18 protein-coding genes and 1 tRNA gene are annotated in these 16,923 nt (G+C 58.5%); 12 read left to right on the forward strand and 7 right to left on the reverse strand.

Going from position 1 to position 16,923, the window contains the following annotated elements:
- Window positions 1–149 precede the first annotated feature (149 nt).
- Window positions 150–239, forward strand: a tRNA-Ser gene (locus PM04_RS01715).
- A gap of 727 nt (window positions 240–966) precedes the next feature.
- Here PM04_RS01715 and PM04_RS01720 read toward each other — a convergent pair.
- From PM04_RS01720 to PM04_RS01750, 7 genes are all read right to left on the reverse strand, one after another.
- Window positions 967–2,490, reverse strand: a complete 1,524-nt coding sequence (locus PM04_RS01720; protein ID WP_009807928.1) for an aldehyde dehydrogenase family protein — start codon at window positions 2,488–2,490, stop codon at window positions 967–969.
- Window positions 2,491–2,616: 126 nt separating this feature from the next.
- Window positions 2,617–3,573 (reverse strand): helix-turn-helix domain-containing protein, encoded by a 957-nt coding sequence (locus tag PM04_RS01725; RefSeq protein ID WP_009807929.1) that lies wholly within the window; start codon window positions 3,571–3,573, stop codon window positions 2,617–2,619.
- A gap of 284 nt (window positions 3,574–3,857) precedes the next feature.
- On the reverse strand, window positions 3,858–4,241 hold the full coding sequence (locus tag PM04_RS01730) for a hypothetical protein (protein ID WP_038003033.1): 384 nt from the start codon (window positions 4,239–4,241) through the stop codon (window positions 3,858–3,860).
- Window positions 4,238–5,566: a recombinase family protein gene (locus tag PM04_RS01735; RefSeq protein ID WP_235281414.1), complete on the reverse strand. Its 1,329-nt coding sequence runs from the start codon at window positions 5,564–5,566 to the stop codon at window positions 4,238–4,240. The genes PM04_RS01730 and PM04_RS01735 overlap by 4 nt, the downstream gene beginning before the upstream one ends.
- On the reverse strand, window positions 5,563–5,988 hold the full coding sequence (locus tag PM04_RS01740) for a DUF2924 domain-containing protein (protein ID WP_038003837.1): 426 nt from the start codon (window positions 5,986–5,988) through the stop codon (window positions 5,563–5,565). The genes PM04_RS01735 and PM04_RS01740 overlap by 4 nt, the downstream gene beginning before the upstream one ends.
- Window positions 5,989–6,421: 433 nt before the next feature.
- Entirely contained in the window at window positions 6,422–7,153 is a 732-nt protein-coding gene (locus PM04_RS01745) for a hypothetical protein (RefSeq protein ID WP_038003037.1), read from the reverse strand.
- Between the two features lies 1 nt (window position 7,154).
- Complete coding sequence (locus tag PM04_RS01750) at window positions 7,155–7,832, reverse strand: LexA family transcriptional regulator (RefSeq protein WP_038003039.1); 678 nt, start codon at window positions 7,830–7,832, stop codon at window positions 7,155–7,157.
- 108 nt (window positions 7,833–7,940) lie between these two features.
- Here PM04_RS01750 and PM04_RS01755 point away from each other — a divergent pair, with 108 nt between their 5' ends.
- From PM04_RS01755 to PM04_RS01805, 11 genes are all read left to right on the forward strand, one after another.
- Window positions 7,941–8,624, forward strand: coding sequence for a hypothetical protein (locus PM04_RS01755; RefSeq protein WP_038003041.1), 684 nt, complete (start codon window positions 7,941–7,943; stop codon window positions 8,622–8,624).
- A 197-nt stretch (window positions 8,625–8,821) separates the two neighbouring features.
- Complete coding sequence (locus PM04_RS01760) at window positions 8,822–9,031, forward strand: AlpA family transcriptional regulator (protein WP_038003043.1); 210 nt, start codon at window positions 8,822–8,824, stop codon at window positions 9,029–9,031.
- Window positions 9,031–9,336, forward strand: coding sequence for a hypothetical protein (locus PM04_RS01765; protein ID WP_038003045.1), 306 nt, complete (start codon window positions 9,031–9,033; stop codon window positions 9,334–9,336). The genes PM04_RS01760 and PM04_RS01765 overlap by 1 nt, the downstream gene beginning before the upstream one ends.
- A 25-nt stretch (window positions 9,337–9,361) precedes the next feature.
- Window positions 9,362–9,850, forward strand: a complete 489-nt coding sequence (locus PM04_RS01770; protein ID WP_038003048.1) for a hypothetical protein — start codon at window positions 9,362–9,364, stop codon at window positions 9,848–9,850.
- The gene (locus PM04_RS01775; RefSeq protein WP_038003050.1) at window positions 9,850–10,596 is read left to right on the forward strand and encodes an ATP-binding protein; all 747 of its coding nucleotides are present in this window, start codon (window positions 9,850–9,852) and stop codon (window positions 10,594–10,596) included. Before PM04_RS01770 ends, PM04_RS01775 begins: the two co-directional genes overlap by 1 nt.
- Before the next feature lie 21 nt (window positions 10,597–10,617).
- Window positions 10,618–11,133: a DUF669 domain-containing protein gene (locus PM04_RS01780; RefSeq protein WP_038003052.1), complete on the forward strand. Its 516-nt coding sequence runs from the start codon at window positions 10,618–10,620 to the stop codon at window positions 11,131–11,133.
- A gap of 65 nt (window positions 11,134–11,198) precedes the next feature.
- Window positions 11,199–11,561 carry a hypothetical protein gene (locus PM04_RS01785; RefSeq protein ID WP_052077278.1) on the forward strand — a complete coding sequence of 121 codons (363 nt, stop codon included), beginning with the start codon at window positions 11,199–11,201 and terminating at the stop codon, window positions 11,559–11,561.
- Complete coding sequence (locus PM04_RS01790) at window positions 11,561–12,505, forward strand: PD-(D/E)XK nuclease family protein (protein WP_038003055.1); 945 nt, start codon at window positions 11,561–11,563, stop codon at window positions 12,503–12,505. The genes PM04_RS01785 and PM04_RS01790 overlap by 1 nt, the downstream gene beginning before the upstream one ends.
- The gene (locus tag PM04_RS01795; protein ID WP_152600839.1) at window positions 12,499–14,235 is read left to right on the forward strand and encodes a DEAD/DEAH box helicase; all 1,737 of its coding nucleotides are present in this window, start codon (window positions 12,499–12,501) and stop codon (window positions 14,233–14,235) included. Before PM04_RS01790 ends, PM04_RS01795 begins: the two co-directional genes overlap by 7 nt.
- The gene (locus PM04_RS17855) at window positions 14,232–14,456 is read left to right on the forward strand and encodes a DUF6511 domain-containing protein (RefSeq protein ID WP_038003058.1); all 225 of its coding nucleotides are present in this window, start codon (window positions 14,232–14,234) and stop codon (window positions 14,454–14,456) included. The genes PM04_RS01795 and PM04_RS17855 overlap by 4 nt, the downstream gene beginning before the upstream one ends.
- The gene (locus PM04_RS01805; RefSeq protein ID WP_038003060.1) at window positions 14,456–16,726 is read left to right on the forward strand and encodes a DUF3987 domain-containing protein; all 2,271 of its coding nucleotides are present in this window, start codon (window positions 14,456–14,458) and stop codon (window positions 16,724–16,726) included. Before PM04_RS17855 ends, PM04_RS01805 begins: the two co-directional genes overlap by 1 nt.
- Window positions 16,727–16,923 lie beyond the last annotated feature (197 nt).

Here is a 16,923-nt window from a genome sequence, read left to right on the forward strand (position 1 = left end):
CAGGGCGTATGGCGGTCAAATTTTTCCCGCAAGACAAGGCATGACAAGCGTCTCTGTGTGACACAAGACCCAAGGCATCACATTCTTCGCAATGTTTGTTGTAAAAGGCCCTTGCGCTTGCCCCAGCCTTGGCGCTACACCGCCCGCACGGTGAGGTGGCCGAGTGGTCGAAGGCGCACGCCTGGAAAGTGTGTAGGCGGGAGACCGTCTCCAGGGTTCGAATCCCTGTCTCACCGCCACTTGCACATCGCAAACCCGAGATGAGGTCCCTGACGGGGCCTTTTTTCTTTTTGTTTCAAAGGGGTTTAGCTGAGCCGTCCGACTTTCGGAGACTGGCCCACGGGCCGAAATCTGTCTCTGAACGCACTGCGTCTCTTTCCACCCGCCCTTCACCCAAATCGAGACGGATTCCAAAGTAGCTGTATTTTCAGCGATTTGGCGAGATTGGATTGCGCCACAGTTGAAGCTGGCCCGTTTGCTCTCGGGGTGAACAGAGATACCCGAAGGCGGCGTAGTTGTGCGCAGCGGTGCGAAGTCTTGGTGGGAACAGGACCCAACCGCTATGCCAACTGCGAGTGGCGGATTGACGCCGGTGCATCGAGGAGCCGACATCCGCTGCGGCCTGAACGAATGACCGCTATGCGGACTTTGCTGTCGTTCGCTGCGGGTGCGCCAATGGCTTCTCCTAAAAGTTCCGAATTTCCATTCGGGATTCAAAATCGGTGAGTTTCTCTTATCGATGCCTTGTGAAACACGACTTCGAGTGAAGGGTCGAACTGACTTCGAGACGACTGATTGAAACGCTGCTGCACGGATAGTCCAGACAGAACCCTCACGTCTGAGGAGCGGAGCATCCTGATCACAAAGGCCAAAATGAAGATCGGAACCCTGTTTTCGGGCGCGAGACAGCACGATCAAAATAATCGTAGAGACAGCCCCCGCACAAAGGCGGGGGCTGAAAAAAACCTAGAAAAAGCCCAGCTTGTTTGGATTATAGCTGACAAGCATGTTCTTGGTCTGCTGGTAATGATCCAACATCATTTTGTGGTTTTCGCGACCGATGCCGGACTGCTTGTAGCCACCAAATGCAGCGTGTGCAGGGTAAGCGTGATAGTTGTTCACCCAAACGCGACCCGCTTCGATCGCGCGCCCCATGCGGTAGCAGGTGTTCATGTCACGCGACCAGACGCCGGCGCCAAGCCCGTACATGGTGTCATTGGCAATCGCCAAAGCTTCGGCTTCGTCCTTGAACGTCGTCACGGACACGACCGGCCCGAAGATTTCTTCCTGGAACACCCGCATGGAGTTGTCACCCTTGAAGATGGTTGGCTGGATGTAGTTGCCACCCGCCAGTTCACCGTCAAATTTGGCCGCTTCGCCGCCGATCAGAACCTCGGCGCCTTCTTCGCGACCGATGGTGAAGTAGGACAGGATCTTTTCCTGCTGGGCGACACTGGCTTGCGCGCCGACCATGGTTTCGGGGTCACGTGGGTCACCGTGTTTGATGGCCTTTACCCGTTCGATAACGCGTTCCATGAAGGGCTCGTAGATGTCTTCCTGAACCAGCGCACGGGACGGACAGGTGCAGACCTCGCCCTGGTTGAAGGCGAACAGAACGAAGCCTTCGATGGCTTTGTCAAAGAACGCATCATCTTCTGCCATGATGTCGGAAAAGAACACGTTGGGGGATTTCCCGCCGAGTTCCAGTGTGACCGGAATCAGGTTTTCTGTCGCCGCTTTCATGATGGTGCGGCCCGTCGCGGTGGACCCTGTGAACGCGATCTTGGCTATGCGTTTGGATGTCGCCAGTGCTGCGCCGACCTCTGCGCCATAGCCGTTGACGATGTTCAGCACACCGGCTGGCAGGATCGGGTTGATGATTTCGGCAAGCACCAGAATGGCGGCTGGCGTTTGTTCAGCGGGTTTCAGGACGATGCAGTTGCCTGCTGCCAATGCCGGTGCCAGTTTCCATGCGGCCATCAGGATCGAGAAGTTCCATGGAATGATCTGGCCAACGACGCCGAGGGGTTCGTGATAGTGGTAGGCGACCGTGTCGGCGTCGATCTCGCTCATGTGACCTTCCTGGCCGCGCAGGATGCTGGCAAAATAGCGGAAGTGATCCGCAGCGAGCGGGATGTCGGCGTTTACGGTTTCGCGGATCGGCTTGCCGTTGTCCCATGTTTCAGCCTGCGCCAGTAGGTCGAGGTTGTCTTCAATCGCGTCGGCCACTTTCATCAGCAGATTGGCGCGATCTGTCGCAGATGTCTTGCCCCATGCTTCCTTGGCGGCGTGGGCGGCATCCAGTGCCAGTTCGACATCAGCCGCGTCGGAGCGCGGGATGTCGTTGATTTTCTCGTTAGTGATCGGCGTGACGTTTTCAAAGTAGCGCCCGTTCACAGGCTCTACGAATGCGCCGCCAATGAAGTTCCCGTATTTGGTTTTGAACGGCGACGTGTATGTTCCCGCCTCTGTGTGCGTAAGATCTTTCATAATTTTCCTCCAATATGCCTCGGTCCTCCACCAAGGCTGGAGGCATCTAGGGGCAAGTTTCCGGAGGGGTCATCAGGGCGAAATCGAATGTTGCGGGGTTGTGTCTCAGGAGTGAGACAGCTTCGGTCAACTTTCGTTCAGGCCCAGCCGTTTCATACGACGGTACAGTGTGGCACGCCCGACACCAAGTTGCCGCGCTGCTTGTGACACGTTGCCATCAGCCCGTGCGAGGGCGCGCACCACAGCAGCGCGTTCGGCTTTCTGAAATCCGGTTGGGCCATCTTCACGCCCGAGGATGTCCGCAGCAGGCCGTGCAGATATCGTGCCGGTTCGTTGTAAACCGAAGATACTTCGCGCAGCACGGGTTGCGCCTACAACAAGGTCATCACGATCCACCGCCAGCAAGACCGCAGCTTCACAATCATCGCCGTCAGCTACGATAATACGAGAGGAAGTATAAGCCGCGCGAAAATAGGCTTCTTCGATAGCGCGGGCGGTTTGCCCGACCTGCGCGCTGATCAAGCGGTTGAACGCTTCGGTTTGATCGGCCCGGGCTGAGGAAACGTCAAGCGCTGCCACCAGGGATCCGTCTGCGCCATAGATGGGCGCGTCGATGCAACTCATGCCGGTGTTGCGTGCAAAAAAGTGTTCATCGCGGTCGACAATGACGCGGCGGTTTTCGGTCAGGCAGGTTCCGATACCATTCGTGCCTTGATGGGCTTCACTCCAATTCGATCCGGCTGCCAGGCCCCATGCCTCGAACGCAGAGGTGTCCCCGTCCGACATCCGTTGGTCTAGCACAATGCCCTCTGCGTCAGTCAGCAAAACGGCACAACCGGACTGTCCAACAAGCGAAAAGAGTGTGTCCAACCGTGGAGAGGCGACAATCATGAACCGTTCAAGCGCGGCCCGTCTATTTTCGAGGTCGGCTTGTTCGACCCGCTCCGGAGCGCGGGTTTCATCCGGGTCTAACCCGTATTTCAGGGCAGAGCGGTGCCAACTTGCTGCGACCTGCGACCGGGCGGCGGCAGAAGAAGACTGGGTCACCTCGATAATTTTGTCGGCATGTCGGGTTCGTCCCATCACTTAAACACCTTCCTAAGACAGGTCTGAACCATAGCAAATCCCTCTGCGCTTTGCACCATTCGAAAGTCGTGGAAATGATAGCCGCAAAATGGCGCGGTCTTCTTGGCACTCCTTGTGGGATGTTGGCGGGTGATCGGCAGGTCGAGCAAAGCGGTCATTGGTGCAAGTTGCATCATTCGTCAAACTGGGCTCTGAAGAGCCATTAGCTGCAGAAGGCACGAACGTCCGCTCCATCTGAAACAGGAACGGTGCCTGCCTCATTTGAGGCGAAACGCCAGCCGCTAATCGAACGCGCGCTCCAACTGCTCCTGCCAAGTCTCCCCAGCCAGAAAACACAAATCGTAAAGGCTGACCGCCGATGCCTCGCGCCCGCAGGTCAGCCGTTTCAAGACCTCGGGTGCCAGATACGCCAGCCGCAACTGTCGACTGACGTGCCGTTCAGCCAAACCGACGGCCTCCGCCAGTTCCTGGATAGTGGCGAATTCACCTGCATCCATGCGCCGCCGCCATCCCCATGCGCGGCCGATAGCGCGCAGGACATGTGGATCCTGCGTCTGGTCCTCGCTTGGGAGATAGTCGGCGGGCGCCAGGATTTTCGGCCGCCCGTTCTTCTTGCGCACTTTCAGAGGGATCAGCACGCGGATCGTGTCATGAGGCTTGGTCATTCCGCAGCCTCCACCCTGCGCGGCGCAACCATTTCGCGGATCACGCCTGCGATCCCTTCGCGCCTGATATCGACCTCAAGCCCGGCTGCGGTGACTGTGACCCGCCGCACTAGAAGCTGGATGATACGGGCCTGCTCGGCCGGGAACAGCTGTGCCCAGAGTGCCTTGAACTCGTGAAGGGCTGTGATGGCGTCGGCTTCCGAAACTGCGCCCTGTTTCTTTTTCAGGGCCACGAGCACCTGCGATACCACCTCCGGCGTCTGCAGAATGCGCCGAACCTCGGTCACGACCGCATCCTCGATCATTCCAGCGGCGAGCCGCATCGGGGCAGTCTCTTCACCGGTCTCGCGGTTCCGGATCACGTCCATCGACACATAGTAGCGATAAAGCTTCGCACCCTTCTTGGTGCTTGTGGGCGTCATGGCCGCGCCAGTGTCGCTGAAAATCAAGCCTTTCAAAAGAGCGGGTGTCCGCGACCGGCTGTTGTTGGCCCGTTTGCGGGGGCTTTCCTTGAGGATTGCGTGGACTTGATCCCAGAGTGCCTCGTCGATGATGGCGTCATGCTCGCCGGGGTAGGCCTTGCCCTTGTGGACGGCCTCACCGCGATAAACACGGTTGTTCAGCAGCCGATAAAGATATCCCTTGTCGATCAGCGTGCCCTGCTTGTTTCGGAACCCTTCGCGGCGCAGTTCCCGCGCCAGCACAGTGGCGGACCCCAGCTCGATAAACCGCTGGAAAATCCCGCGCACGGAGGCGGCCTCGGTCTCGTTCACCACCAGCTTGCGATCCTGCACATCGTATCCGAGGGGCACATAGCCCCCCATCCAGATCCCGCGCTTGCGGGACGCGGCCACCTTGTCTCGGATGCGTTCGCCGATGACCTCGCGCTCGAACTGGGCGAAGGACAGCAAGATGTTCAGCGTCAGCCGGCCCATGGATGTGGTCGTGTTGAAGGACTGCGTCACCGAGACGAAGGTGACGCCGTTCCGGTCGAACACCTCGACCAGCTTGGAAAAATCCATCAGCGATCGCGACAGGCGGTCGATCTTGTAAACGACCACGACATCGACCAGACCATCGTCGATGTCGGCTAGCAATTGCTTCAGGCCGGGGCGTTCAAGGTTGCCGCCAGAAAAACCGCCATCGTCATAGCGGTCGCGGGTGGCCACCCATCCCTCGGACTTCTGACTGGCGATATAGGCCTCGCAGGCCTCTCGCTGCGCGTCGAGGGTGTTGAACTCCATGTCGAGTCCTTCTTCGGTCGACTTACGCGTGTAGATGGCGCAGCGCAGGCGACGGTTGGGGCGGGTTTCCACCTGCATCATGCCTCCTCCCGCTTGCGCTCGCGCAGTCCAAAGAAGCGGTAGCCGTTCCAGCGCGTGCCCGTGATTGCGCGGGCGACGGCGGAGAGGGACTTGAATTTGCGGCCCCGCCAATCGAAGCCGTCCTTCAGCACGGTCACGGTGTGCTCGACGCCGTCCCATTCGCGGAGCAATTTCGTGCCCGTCACGGGATTGCGGGGATCGGCGATCTGATGCTTGCGCCGGGCGTGGCCTTCGACCTCGTCGGCAAGCAGATCCAGCATGCGGCGGGTTTCCCGATCTGGGCCGCCGTAGGTCAGCTCCTGGATCCGATAGGCGATCCGAAGTTCAAGAAATGCCCGGCTGTTGTTCGGCGCCGAAGTGCCAATCAGCTTCTCCCATTGGGCTTTGAGTTCCTTGACCGACATCGCTTTCAAGGCGGCCATGCGCGACAGCACCGTCTGGTCCAGGCTTGGATCGCTTCCTGGTAATGTTGAGGCTATCTTATCGTGATGCTTCATGAATTCCTCCGATGCGGATATGTTTTGTGCGACGACCACCGCTCTTTCGGGGCGAGAAGTCCACGAAACTGTCTCCGTTCTCAGAAGATAAATCTCTGGACTGTTCGGCGGTCAGCCGAACCACGGCTGCAGCGAGGATGCGGCCAATTTCTTCGAGGCGCGCGTCTGCTGACATGCGCTCAGGACATAGGGGATTGGGACCCGAAATCGGGGTGGAGATATCATGAAGCATTGAAGCGCCTTTCGGGTTGTTGCCCTATCTGAGCTTCAAGCGACGCCGGTATTCAAGTTAAAACAAAGTGTTGCGGGGCTGGTGCGGAATGCTGCGTGCAGGATCGGGTTTGTAGCGTGCAGCCCGTCAGTGCCGTGTCGCGGATTGGACCACCAAATCTGTGTCAAGTTTCAGGGCGGCCTTCCAAAGCGGTGTCTTGGTGAACAGGCTGTCCTGCGAGCGAAACGACCCATTGAGCCGGGTTTCCTGAAGCAAGCCTGTCCAGACGAGAGGACGCAGGACCTGAGTGTAAAGACTGCCCATCATCTCATCGTAGCGTGGAAAGGGGCTGGGCTCTGATTCACCGAATAAAATCTGTCGCAGGTGGGCGCCCGCTGCGCCGTCCTCGGCCTCGACGTTGAGAACATTAAGGAAGACGTCCCAGTTGCCCGGCAGCACTTGGTCCGGGGTCCGTGACCAACCCGAATGATCGATTTCAAAAAGGTAAAACGGGGTGATGATGCCGAACAGATATCCGGGCTGATCGGCCAGCTCCACCCCTGACCTCGTAAGCTTGAAATTTCCTTTGTAGTGCCGCCCCATCTTCAAAGTGATTAACAAAAAGTGAATATCCGCCAGCGGCATGAAGTCATGTTCGTTGAGTACTTTGTTGACAGCGAAGAGGTCCACCTCGCTATGCCCTGGCCAGTCGAATTCTGCCGCGGCCCAGTGAACGAAATTGCGCTTGAAGGCTTTGGACGGGGTGAGGCCGATGGAACCATGCTCCTCGACGTAGGCGGAGGTTTTCAGTACCCCACGCAAAAGCGGCGAGAAACTCAAGGCTGGTTCATCGTCAGCGAGGGAGCAGAACTCGATCATTTCAAATCTCCCGTGCGAACCAACGAATCCGTCCAATTATGTTAATTTCATCGGCGATGCGCTCGTATTCGGGGTAGTGTTTGTTGTCCGAAATCACGCGCACCGCCGGTGGCTCACTATTCGGAACGTGCTGCAGGCGTTTGGCGACAAGTCCTATGCCGTCATCGAGAACAAAGATACCTGGCGGGCTTGGCGCTTTGCGGTCCATGTCGACGAGAACGGTGTCCCCATCAAAGAGCGTGGGTTCCATGCTATCGCCCTCAACTTTCATGATCCGGAGATGGGTGGGCGAAGCCTTCAGGCTCTGTTTGATCCACGACTTCCGGAAGTGATAGGCGCGGCCTGGTTCATCATCGTCTTCTAGGGCCACAGAACCGCCACCCATCGAGGGCCTCACGGGAGCTTGCGCGATCGGCACGAAGGTTTCGTCGGGGTTCTCCAAGATAGGGAATGGCCCCTCGATGTTACCAATGCCGTGGATCAGCCAATCGACTTCGACTCTGAGGACGCGTGCGACCTCCATCAACCGATCCAACCCAGGCCGAGATGAGCGGCCTCGCAGGATGTCATAGACGAAGGAACGATTAACCCCAGCCATCTCAGCAACATGCGCAGGACTAAGCCCGAGCTGGTCAGCGCGCGCCTGCAGTCGGTCGGCTAAACTATGATGCGAAGTCATCTTATCCCCATCCAGTTGTGGATATAATGGGATAAGATATGATTGATATAGGATCGTCAAGGATATAGAACAATACTAGAACATTTGGAGTGGAAAAAGGAGGCAGTCATGCGGATTGAGAAGGCGTATTATTCGCTACCAGAGATCCTTCGGCGCTGGTCGGTTGAGGAAGACGATCTGATCTACCTCGCAGAAAACAACCACGTCCGCCTGTCCATTCGGGTCTTTAATCAACTCCTAGAGTTTGGCGACTATGACGCTGACATCGATGGGGCGCGGTTCCGGGTGCCCTATGAAGAGCGGGTGTTTAGCGGATTGCTCGATCTGCACGCTTCTGATGTCTTCCAGCTTTTTCGTTGCGGTGAAATTTACCTGAATGAATTCCGTCATGAACGATGTGGGTATGCAGCCTTTCCAGAAACGAATGCGGTGCAATATGTTGTTATTGGTGACCTTCTGATGCAACGCCATGAGCGCGATCGCTATGAAATCAAATCTGGATTTCACACCGGCGATGAGAAGACCCCAGAGCAAGGATTCATCTACACCGCTGGCTATCGTGAAGTACGGTGCCGCGGCATTTGTTTCCAGCTTGGCGCCATCCAGGCCGAAGTCGTGCGGGCGCTCCATTCTGCAGCTGAGGCAGGTGAGCCTTGGCAAAACGGCAAGACCATCCTCACACTAGCGGGATCACGGAGCCTAAAAATGGTGGATGTCTTCAAATCCAAACCCGACTGGCGCGAATTGATTCAGTCCGACAGACGCGGCAACTACCGCTTACGCTTCGAATAAGGGCCGCTTACCCAGCCTCCCCTTGGGATGACTGTGGGATAGGCAGTGGGATGGTTGCCGGATACCCACCCCTACTGAGCTTTAAAGCGTTGATCTTTGACGATGCTTTCATCCGGCACTGCATCCCACTTCGATCCCGACGACATCCCACTTCTGCGTTTTGCATTGTTTCCGAGTAACACAGACAGGAGACAAAGATGCAGTCAAAATTCTGCTTTAGCCAAAAGGAACTGGCAAGACGCTGGGCAATCTCTCATCGAACGCTTGAGCGATGGCGCTGGTCTGGCGAGGGGCCCAATTACCTTAAACTTGGCGGGCGGGTCATTTACCGCCTTGAGGACATCATGACCTTTGAGGCCGAAGCCTTGCGCGGAGGAGACACCCCTCAGACCGCACAGGTGTCGTGATGACGTCGCAGATCCGCGATGACATTGGCTTTTACGCTTGGGTCTCGCTGGCAGATGCGGGGGCAGCGATCAGCTATCACCGCGGTTTTTTGGCGGTTGATACAGCATCGCTCATGTCGCGCCTTACACCCCGCCAGCAGACTTCGTTGCGCAGCGTTGCTGAGGCTGCCCAGCGGGCCTCTGATCAAAATCTAGTGCACCTCGTTCAGGAACGTCTCGGCCCAAATCTCTTTGAGTATCGCGCTATCGCGCGGCCCAAGCCCCCCTCACCTTCCATTTCAGAAAGGCTGATCTCAGCCCACTGAGTTCTTCTAATAGGATCCATCTACTATGTCTTTTCCCCAAAACACCCCGAGCGTGGATGACATGCTCAGTATGCCCGTAACAGATCTGGCTCTCATGCCGTCAAGTCTGCTCGTCGCGATACAGGCGGAAATCGATGTCGCCGCCGATCGTATGAAAACGGTGACAGAGCGGTTCGCGCTCGCGCTTGAAGTCCGCTATGCGGCCCGGACCTCTGAGTGTCGCAATCATGAAGAAAAGAAAACGGGCACCATCCGGTTCGAGGATAATGGAGTCGTCGTAATCGCTGACCTACCTAAGCGCATCACTTGGGATCAGGCGCAACTCGCCCAGATCGCCGAAAACATCGCCTCAGCAGGCGAGGACCCAGCCGAGTTCATCGAAACCACTTTGAAAGTGTCTGAGCGCAAATACACGGCGCTGCCAGAAAGCTGGCGCAAGGGTTTTGAGCCTGCGCGTACGGTCCGGACCGGCAAGCCCAAGTTCCGCTTGGTAGTGGGCGAGGAGCAAGTTTGATGGCTATTTCTCTTGCATCTTTGCGCACCAGCTCGGTGCTCCAACCACCGCGTATCCTGATCCACGGGGTGGCAGGAGTGGGTAAATCGACCTTTGCCGCTGACGCGGGCGCGCCGGTGTTCATCATGACCGAGGATGGTCTTGGCAAACTGCAGGTCCCGCATTTTCCGTTGGCGACCAGTTATGCCGAAGTCGCGGAAGCGCTCGAGGCATTGCTGGAGGAAGATCACGACTACGGCACGGTCGTGGTTGACAGCGTCGACTGGCTCGAGCCGCTGATCTGGGCTGAGGCCTGCAAACGCAATGGCTGGCAGTCGATCGAAACCCCGGGCTTTGGCAAGGGTTATGCCGAGGCGCTGACCATCTGGCGCGAATATCTCGATAAGCTGAACGCGCTGCGCGACCGGAAGGGCATGGTGGTCATCCAGATCGCCCATAACGACATCAAGCGGTTCGATAGCCCTGAGCATGAGCCTTACGATCGGTATGTGATCAAGTTGCAGACCCGCGCCTCTGCGCTTCTGCAGGAGCATTCTGATGTGGTGCTGTTTGCCAACTACCAGATCTCAGTCGCCAAATCCGATGTCGGCTTCAACAAGAAGGTGACCCGGGCGCTCGGGTCCGGTGCGCGCGTCATGCACACCGAGGAGCGCCCCGCCTTCCTCGCCAAAAACCGTTACGGCCTGCCGGACACTCTGCCGCTTTCGTGGTCAGAGTTCCTCGCAGCCATGCCCCAATCCCAATGATTGCCTTGAAAGGATACGACCATGGCACGTTTTGATACGTCATTTGACGCCACCAGCGTTGAACCCACCACCCCCTATGAGCTGCTGCCCGCAGGTAAATACCGAGCTCAGATCGTCGAGAGCGAAATGCGCGTGACCCGCAACGGTATGGGGCAGTTTCTCTGGCTGATGCTGGATATTTTGGACGGCCAGCATAAAGGGCGGAAGATCTTTGATCAGCTGAACCTTGTGAACCCGAACCCCACCACGGTCGAGATTGCACAGCGGACGCTGTCGGCCATCTGCCATGCGACGGGCCGGATGCATGTCAGCGACAGCGAGGAACTGCACCTGATCCCGATGACGATCCAGGTAAAGATCAAGCCGCCGAAGAACGGCTACAGCGAGAGCAATGCCATTGCTTATTTGCCGCCTGAAAGTGGAGGCGCTCCTGCAGCCGCCGCAAAGCCTGCTGCAACCCCAGCAGCACCGCCCTCAACGCAGGCCGCTTCCGCGCCGCCCAAGATGGCCTCCGCGCCCTGGAACAAGAAGGGCTGATCATTCGCGCTGCTCCGCATCCCTGACTGACGGGGCAGCGCCCAAACCCATCTGAGGATATTCCTATGACTGACCTGCATAACGCGGCTCCTCGGGCCGTGATCAGCCCCGGCTTGCCTGATGACCAGCGCCGGTTGATCGAACTCGACGACGATATTGCCAAGATCCGCACGCAGATTGCTACTGCTGATCTGGCACGCCAACGGGGGCAAAAGCCCATCGACCCTGATTGGTTCCACCGGGCAAGAACCGCGCTGCGCCACCTGTGCCGTGAACGGGCAGAATTGCTTGCCAAAGGCACCGGCCGCCGTCGCCGTGAAAAGCTGAAAGATGCTCTGATCGGCGTCCTGCGTGAGCGCCACGACCCGGAAACTTGGAGCGGCATTCTGGCCGAAGCCCAAGCCCGCAGCGAACGGGAGGGGTTGTGATGGCTGATCTTCCCGCACCACCTACGCCGACACTGTCGGCGATCTACGCCGATTACGAGGCCCGCCAGGGCGATGGCTTCCGCGACCATCTCGGCGCATCCATCATTGGTAAATCTTGCGCACGCGCGCTCTGGTATGATTTCCGCTGGGTGACGCCGTCACGCTTTTCTGGCCGCCTGCTGCGTCTGTTTGAGACCGGCCAGCTTGAAGAAGACCGTATGGTGCGCAACCTGCGCGCCACCGGGGCGACTGTTTTGGAACTGGATCCGGAAACAGGACGGCAAATCCGCGTGGAGGCCCATGGCGGTCATTTTGGCGGCTCTCTGGATGGCGTCGCCCTTGGTCTGCTTGAGGCGCCAAAAACCTGGCATGTGCTGGAATTCAAAACGCATGGCGTAAAAAGCTTTGCCGATTTGACTGCAAAAGGCGTGGTGGCATCGAAGCCACAGCACGCTGCGCAGATGCAGATTTACATGTACCTGACCGGTATCACCCGCGCGCTCTACATGGCGGTCTGCAAGAACACGGACGCGCTGCATATCGAACGGGTTGAGGCCGATCCTGCAATGGCCGAACGCCTTCTGGAGAAGGCTGACAGGGTCATCTTCGCCCAGCATCCGCCTGCACGGATCAGCGAGGACCCGGCTTGGTTTGAATGTCGTTTTTGCGATCACCATGCTGCCTGTCATGAGGGTGGCGGGGCCGCTGTGACCTGTCGGTCCTGTCTGCATGCGACGCCTGTCGATGGCGGATGGCACTGCGCGCGTCATGACAGAATTCTGGCGCCGGCTGAGCAGCGGGCCGCCTGCGGCAGACATCTCTTCATCCCCGATCTCGTGCCGGGTGAGGTCATCGATGCGGGAGACGACATCGTCACCTACCGCATGAATGATGGCGCTTCCTGGTCAAATGACGCCCGCAATACGGAGGCCGCACCATGTTGACCCTGCGCCCATACCAAGAGGCTGCGATCTCTTCGATCTACGGCTATTTCCAGAACAACAAGGGTAACCCTCTGGTGGTGATCCCGACAGCTGGCGGCAAGTCGCTCGTCATGGCGTCCTTCATCGAAGGCGTGCTGAAGGCTTGGCCGGATCAGCGCATCCTAATCGTGACCCATGTGCGCGAGTTGATCGCGCAGAACCATGCCGAGATGATCGGGCTTTGGCCTGAGGCGCCCGCGGGCATCTATTCGGCGGGCTTGGGGAAACGTGAGGCGCAGGCCCGTGTTTTGTTTGCTGGCATCCAATCAATCCATCGCCGTGCCCATGAGATCGGCCACACCGATCTGGTGCTGATTGATGAGGCCCATCTCATCCCGGGCAATTCCAGCACGATGTACAGGCGCTTTCTGGACGCGCTGCAGGTGATCAACCCCGCGCTGAAGGTAATTGGCCTTACAGCCACACCGTTCCGGACAGGCAGCGGCATGCTGCATGAGGGCAAGGACGCACTCTTCACTGACATTGCCTATGAGGCGCCGGTGCGTGATCTCATTGATGCAGGATATCTCAGCCCACTGGTGTCGAAACAGCCCAATACGCGGCTCGACGTCTCGAAGGTTGGTACACGTGCGGGCGACTTCATTGCCCGTGATCTGGCAGCCGCAGTCGATCAGGACGCGACGACGCGTGCGGCCGTTGCCGAGATCATCACCCATGGAAAAGACCGCAAATCCTGGCTGGCGTTCTGCTCAGGTGTGGATCACGCACGCCATGTGGCCGAAGAGTTCGCGCGTCAAGGTATCACCTGCCGCACGATCTTTGGGGATACGCCAAAGGAGGAGCGCGATGCCATCATCGCGGCCTTCAAGCGCGGTGAAATCCGCGCGCTGGCCTCGATGGGCGTGTTGACCACCGGTTTCAACGCGCCGGCCGTCGATCTCATAGCATTGCTGCGCCCTACCAAATCCGCAGGGCTTTATGTGCAGATGGTTGGTCGCGGCACGCGCCTCGCGCCGGGCAAGAAAAACTGCCTGGTCCTCGATTTTGCGGGCAATGTCCGCCGCCACGGGCCGATCGATCTGGTCCGCCCGAAACGCCCAGGCGATGGCGAGGGTGGCGAGGCCCCCACAAAGGTCTGCCCCGAGTGCGACAGCATCATGGCGCTCTCGGCGACGGAATGCCCTGATTGTGGCTATGTCTTTCCAGCACGTGAGGTGAAGATCGCCCCTACAGCGGCCACGCTCCCGGTTTTGTCTCCGAAGGTCCAATGGCTGCCAGTGCATGGTGTGTCCTACAGCCGTCATGACAAGCGCGGCGGGCTGCCCTCAATGAAGGTCACCTATAGCTGCGGGCTCAAGTCCTACAACGAATGGGTCTGTGTCGCGCATCAAGGCTATGCGCGCCAGAAGGCGCTCGAGTGGTGGCGCAAGCGCGCGCCGGGCTCCCCGATGCCACGCTCTGTCGACGATGCCATTGCGCAGGCGGGGCAACTGGCCCGGCCAACCGCGATCTCGGTGCGCCCGTCTGGCCGCTTTCTTGAAATCTCCGGCTACAGGTTTGATCCATGCGCCACATCAACTCCGGCCTCTGCGCCGTCTGCCACCGGGAACCTCGCGGGTTTGGTTGGTTCAACCCGATATTCACCGTCTCGGACAAGCGGCGGGACCAAAGCCGCAAACACCTCTGTTCACGCACCTGTCAGGACATCAGTCACAGGAGGACAGGTATGATCGATCCCACCCCGAATGAAATGCAGGCAATGAGCGTTGGCGGCCAATATGGTGGCGAATACCTCGAGAGTATCGGAAAATCGGATCTCGCCACCCTGACTGAGACCGAGTGGGACCGCTTTCTTGATGCGGTCATCACCGGATATTGCGACCAACTGCGCGCGCTGGCGGGACAAGACCGCACACGGCTCGACGCCATGACCCCGGAGGTGCCCCTTTGATGGTTAATACATCGTATATGGCGCGCTTCGGCGCACGGCTGGTCACAAATGGCTATGGCATCCTGCCGATCGGTCCGGGCACAAAAAAACCTGGCCAGTTCAAGCGCGGGACGTGGGCAGATTATCCCGAGTGGAACCGGCACACCGAGCGTGCGACCACGGAGGTGGAGGTTACGACGTGGTCGGCTTGGCCCGAGTGTGGCATCGGGCTTGTTGGCGGAGCGGTTGCGGCTGTTGATATTGACGTCGTTGAGGATGCGGAACTGGCGCTGCAGATCGAGCACCTGGCCCGCGCGAGGCTGGGGGACACGCCGGCGCTGCGCATCGGTAAGGCGCCAAAGCGGATGCTGATCTATCGCACAGAAACCCCTTTCCCGGGCATTAAACGTCATCCGCTGGAGGTGCTTTGCCTCGGGCAGCAGTTCGTGGCCTACGCCAACCACCCGGACACTGGCGCGCCCTATGCCTGGCCAGAGGAGGGGCTGGCTGATCTCGATATCACGGAGCTGCCTGAGATTACCGCAGAGATGGCACGCGCCTTTCTGGATGAGGCCTATACGCTGTTGCCCGAACATCTGCACCAACGTGGCCTTGCGACAGGATCACCTGCCACGGAGCACCTTCAGGCCCATAGTCAGATGGGAACATTGCCCGCCATTGAGGCCGCGCTGAAATGGCTGCCCAATGCGGAGTTGGATTATGACAGCTGGGTACGGATTGGCATGGCGCTGAAGGGGGCGCTTGGTGACGCCGGGGGCGATGTCTTTGCTGGCTGGTCAGCGCAGGCCGCAAAGGATGTGTCCGCGGCGACCGCTAAGGCCTGGGCCAGCTTTAAGCCCGACCGGATTGGCGCCGGCACGATCTACCACCTCGCCATGGAGCGCGGCTGGCAGCCGGGAAGCGATCTGCGCCTTGATGGGGCCACTGTTTCCGATGGCGAGCATCCAGCGGCGGATCTCTTGTCCAAGCTGGGAGAGCAGTCCGAGGTTGATGATGAACCTTCGGCCACCTCGACATTCACGCTGGTCATGCCGGACGGGTTGGTGGGGGATCTGACCGATTACATGTTGTCGACAGCCCGGCGTCCGCAGCCGCTTTTGTCGCTCGGCGCCAGTCTCTGCGCGATTGGTGCGCTCATGGGGCGGCAGTATAGCACCGAGAGCAACCTGCGCTCGAACCTCTATGTCGTGGGCATTGCGGATAGCGGATCAGGCAAAAACCACGCCCGCGAGATCATCAACGAGGTCTTGTTCGAGGCGGGGCTGGCCCATCATCTGGGCGGCAACAAGATTGCCTCCGGTGCGGGGCTGTTGACCGCGCTGCATCGCCAGCCTGCGATCCTGTTCCAGATCGATGAGTTTGGCATGTTCTTGGCGGCGGCGGCCGACCGGCGGCGCAGTCCACGCCACATCACTGAAATCCTCGACAATATGACCGAGCTTTACACGGCCGCGGGCGGGATTTTCCTCGGTGCGGAATATGCCAACCGTGATGGTTCAAACGAGCGGCGGGATATCAATCAACCCTGCCTGAGTGTCTATGGGACTACGACGCCCTTGCACTTCTGGGGCGCATTGCAGGGTGCAAACGTCGTCGATGGCTCGCTTGCGCGCTTTCTGATCCTGCCGAGTGATGAGGATTATCCAGACGAGAACATCGCCGTGGGCATGCGCCAAGCTGATCCCGCGCTGATCGCCGGGTTGCAAAGCGTGGCCTCTGGCGGTGGGCACCAGAAAGGCAATCTTGCAGGCAAGACGGCGGATCAGAACACTGTTGTGAACCCGACTATCGTGCCCATGACCGAGGAGGCTCGGGCGCGTTTCAAAGCGCTGAGCGCAAAGCTGACGGGTGAGTTGCGCGCGGCAAGCGGAACGGCCTTCACGGCGATCCTGGCCCGTATCGGGGAGAACGCGTTGAAACTGGCGCTGATTGTGGCGGTTGGGCGCGATCCGACAAACCCTGCGATCGATCTCTCGGCCGCAGATTGGGCCATTGATTTTGTGCGCCATTATGCGCGGCGGACGATTGCGGCGGTGGAGCGGCATGTTGCAGATACCGAAACAGAGGCCCATTTAAAGCGGCTCAAGGAAGTCATCCGTGCAGCTGGATCAAGCGGGATTACCAAATCCGAGGTGACACGGGCATCGCAGTGGTTGAAATCACGCGACCGAAATGAGATCCTCGAAACGCTTATAGAAAGTGGTGAAATCACCACCGGCATGCGCGACACAGGTGGTCGCAGGGCCATGGTCTATCGGATCCTGACGTGAACAATGGACTTCTTTCAAAACGGGATTTTTTTCAATTGAAAGAAGTCGGGATCTAAGTTGCTGTTCAGGAATGGATTTTTGACTTCTTTCACTTCTTTCAATCTTTCAAGGGGACACATGTATATGTGTGTATTCTCGCGCGCGATGAGATGGAGGGAGAGGTACCTATTGAAATATAAATAATATTGAAAGAAGGT

Source organism: Thalassobacter sp. 16PALIMAR09, assembly GCF_000765485.1.
GTDB classification, from domain to species: Bacteria; Pseudomonadota; Alphaproteobacteria; order Rhodobacterales; family Rhodobacteraceae; genus Thalassobacter; species Thalassobacter stenotrophicus.

What these genes read in the sequence shown, in the direction of transcription:
- PM04_RS17855 (WP_038003058.1), top strand. Translation starts at nt 14,232, where the DNA reads ATGATCGATCCCACCCCGAATGAAATGCAGGCAATGAGCGTTGGCGGC.
- PM04_RS01720 (WP_009807928.1), bottom strand. Translation starts at nt 2,490, where the DNA reads ATGAAAGATCTTACGCACACAGAGGCGGGAACATACACGTCGCCGTTC.
- PM04_RS01745 (WP_038003037.1), bottom strand. Translation starts at nt 7,153, where the DNA reads ATGATCGAGTTCTGCTCCCTCGCTGACGATGAACCAGCCTTGAGTTTC.
- PM04_RS01730 (WP_038003033.1), bottom strand. Translation starts at nt 4,241, where the DNA reads ATGACCAAGCCTCATGACACGATCCGCGTGCTGATCCCTCTGAAAGTG.
- PM04_RS01750 (WP_038003039.1), bottom strand. Translation starts at nt 7,832, where the DNA reads ATGACTTCGCATCATAGTTTAGCCGACCGACTGCAGGCGCGCGCTGAC.
- PM04_RS01785 (WP_052077278.1), top strand. Translation starts at nt 11,199, where the DNA reads ATGACTGACCTGCATAACGCGGCTCCTCGGGCCGTGATCAGCCCCGGC.
- PM04_RS01740 (WP_038003837.1), bottom strand. Translation starts at nt 5,988, where the DNA reads ATGGCCGCCTTGAAAGCGATGTCGGTCAAGGAACTCAAAGCCCAATGG.
- PM04_RS01770 (WP_038003048.1), top strand. Translation starts at nt 9,362, where the DNA reads ATGTCTTTTCCCCAAAACACCCCGAGCGTGGATGACATGCTCAGTATG.
- PM04_RS01795 (WP_152600839.1), top strand. Translation starts at nt 12,499, where the DNA reads ATGTTGACCCTGCGCCCATACCAAGAGGCTGCGATCTCTTCGATCTAC.
- PM04_RS01790 (WP_038003055.1), top strand. Translation starts at nt 11,561, where the DNA reads ATGGCTGATCTTCCCGCACCACCTACGCCGACACTGTCGGCGATCTAC.
- PM04_RS01755 (WP_038003041.1), top strand. Translation starts at nt 7,941, where the DNA reads ATGCGGATTGAGAAGGCGTATTATTCGCTACCAGAGATCCTTCGGCGC.
- PM04_RS01760 (WP_038003043.1), top strand. Translation starts at nt 8,822, where the DNA reads ATGCAGTCAAAATTCTGCTTTAGCCAAAAGGAACTGGCAAGACGCTGG.
- PM04_RS01775 (WP_038003050.1), top strand. Translation starts at nt 9,850, where the DNA reads ATGGCTATTTCTCTTGCATCTTTGCGCACCAGCTCGGTGCTCCAACCA.
- PM04_RS01735 (WP_235281414.1), bottom strand. Translation starts at nt 5,566, where the DNA reads ATGATGCAGGTGGAAACCCGCCCCAACCGTCGCCTGCGCTGCGCCATC.
- PM04_RS01805 (WP_038003060.1), top strand. Translation starts at nt 14,456, where the DNA reads ATGGTTAATACATCGTATATGGCGCGCTTCGGCGCACGGCTGGTCACA.
- PM04_RS01780 (WP_038003052.1), top strand. Translation starts at nt 10,618, where the DNA reads ATGGCACGTTTTGATACGTCATTTGACGCCACCAGCGTTGAACCCACC.
- PM04_RS01765 (WP_038003045.1), top strand. Translation starts at nt 9,031, where the DNA reads ATGACGTCGCAGATCCGCGATGACATTGGCTTTTACGCTTGGGTCTCG.
- PM04_RS01725 (WP_009807929.1), bottom strand. Translation starts at nt 3,573, where the DNA reads ATGGGACGAACCCGACATGCCGACAAAATTATCGAGGTGACCCAGTCT.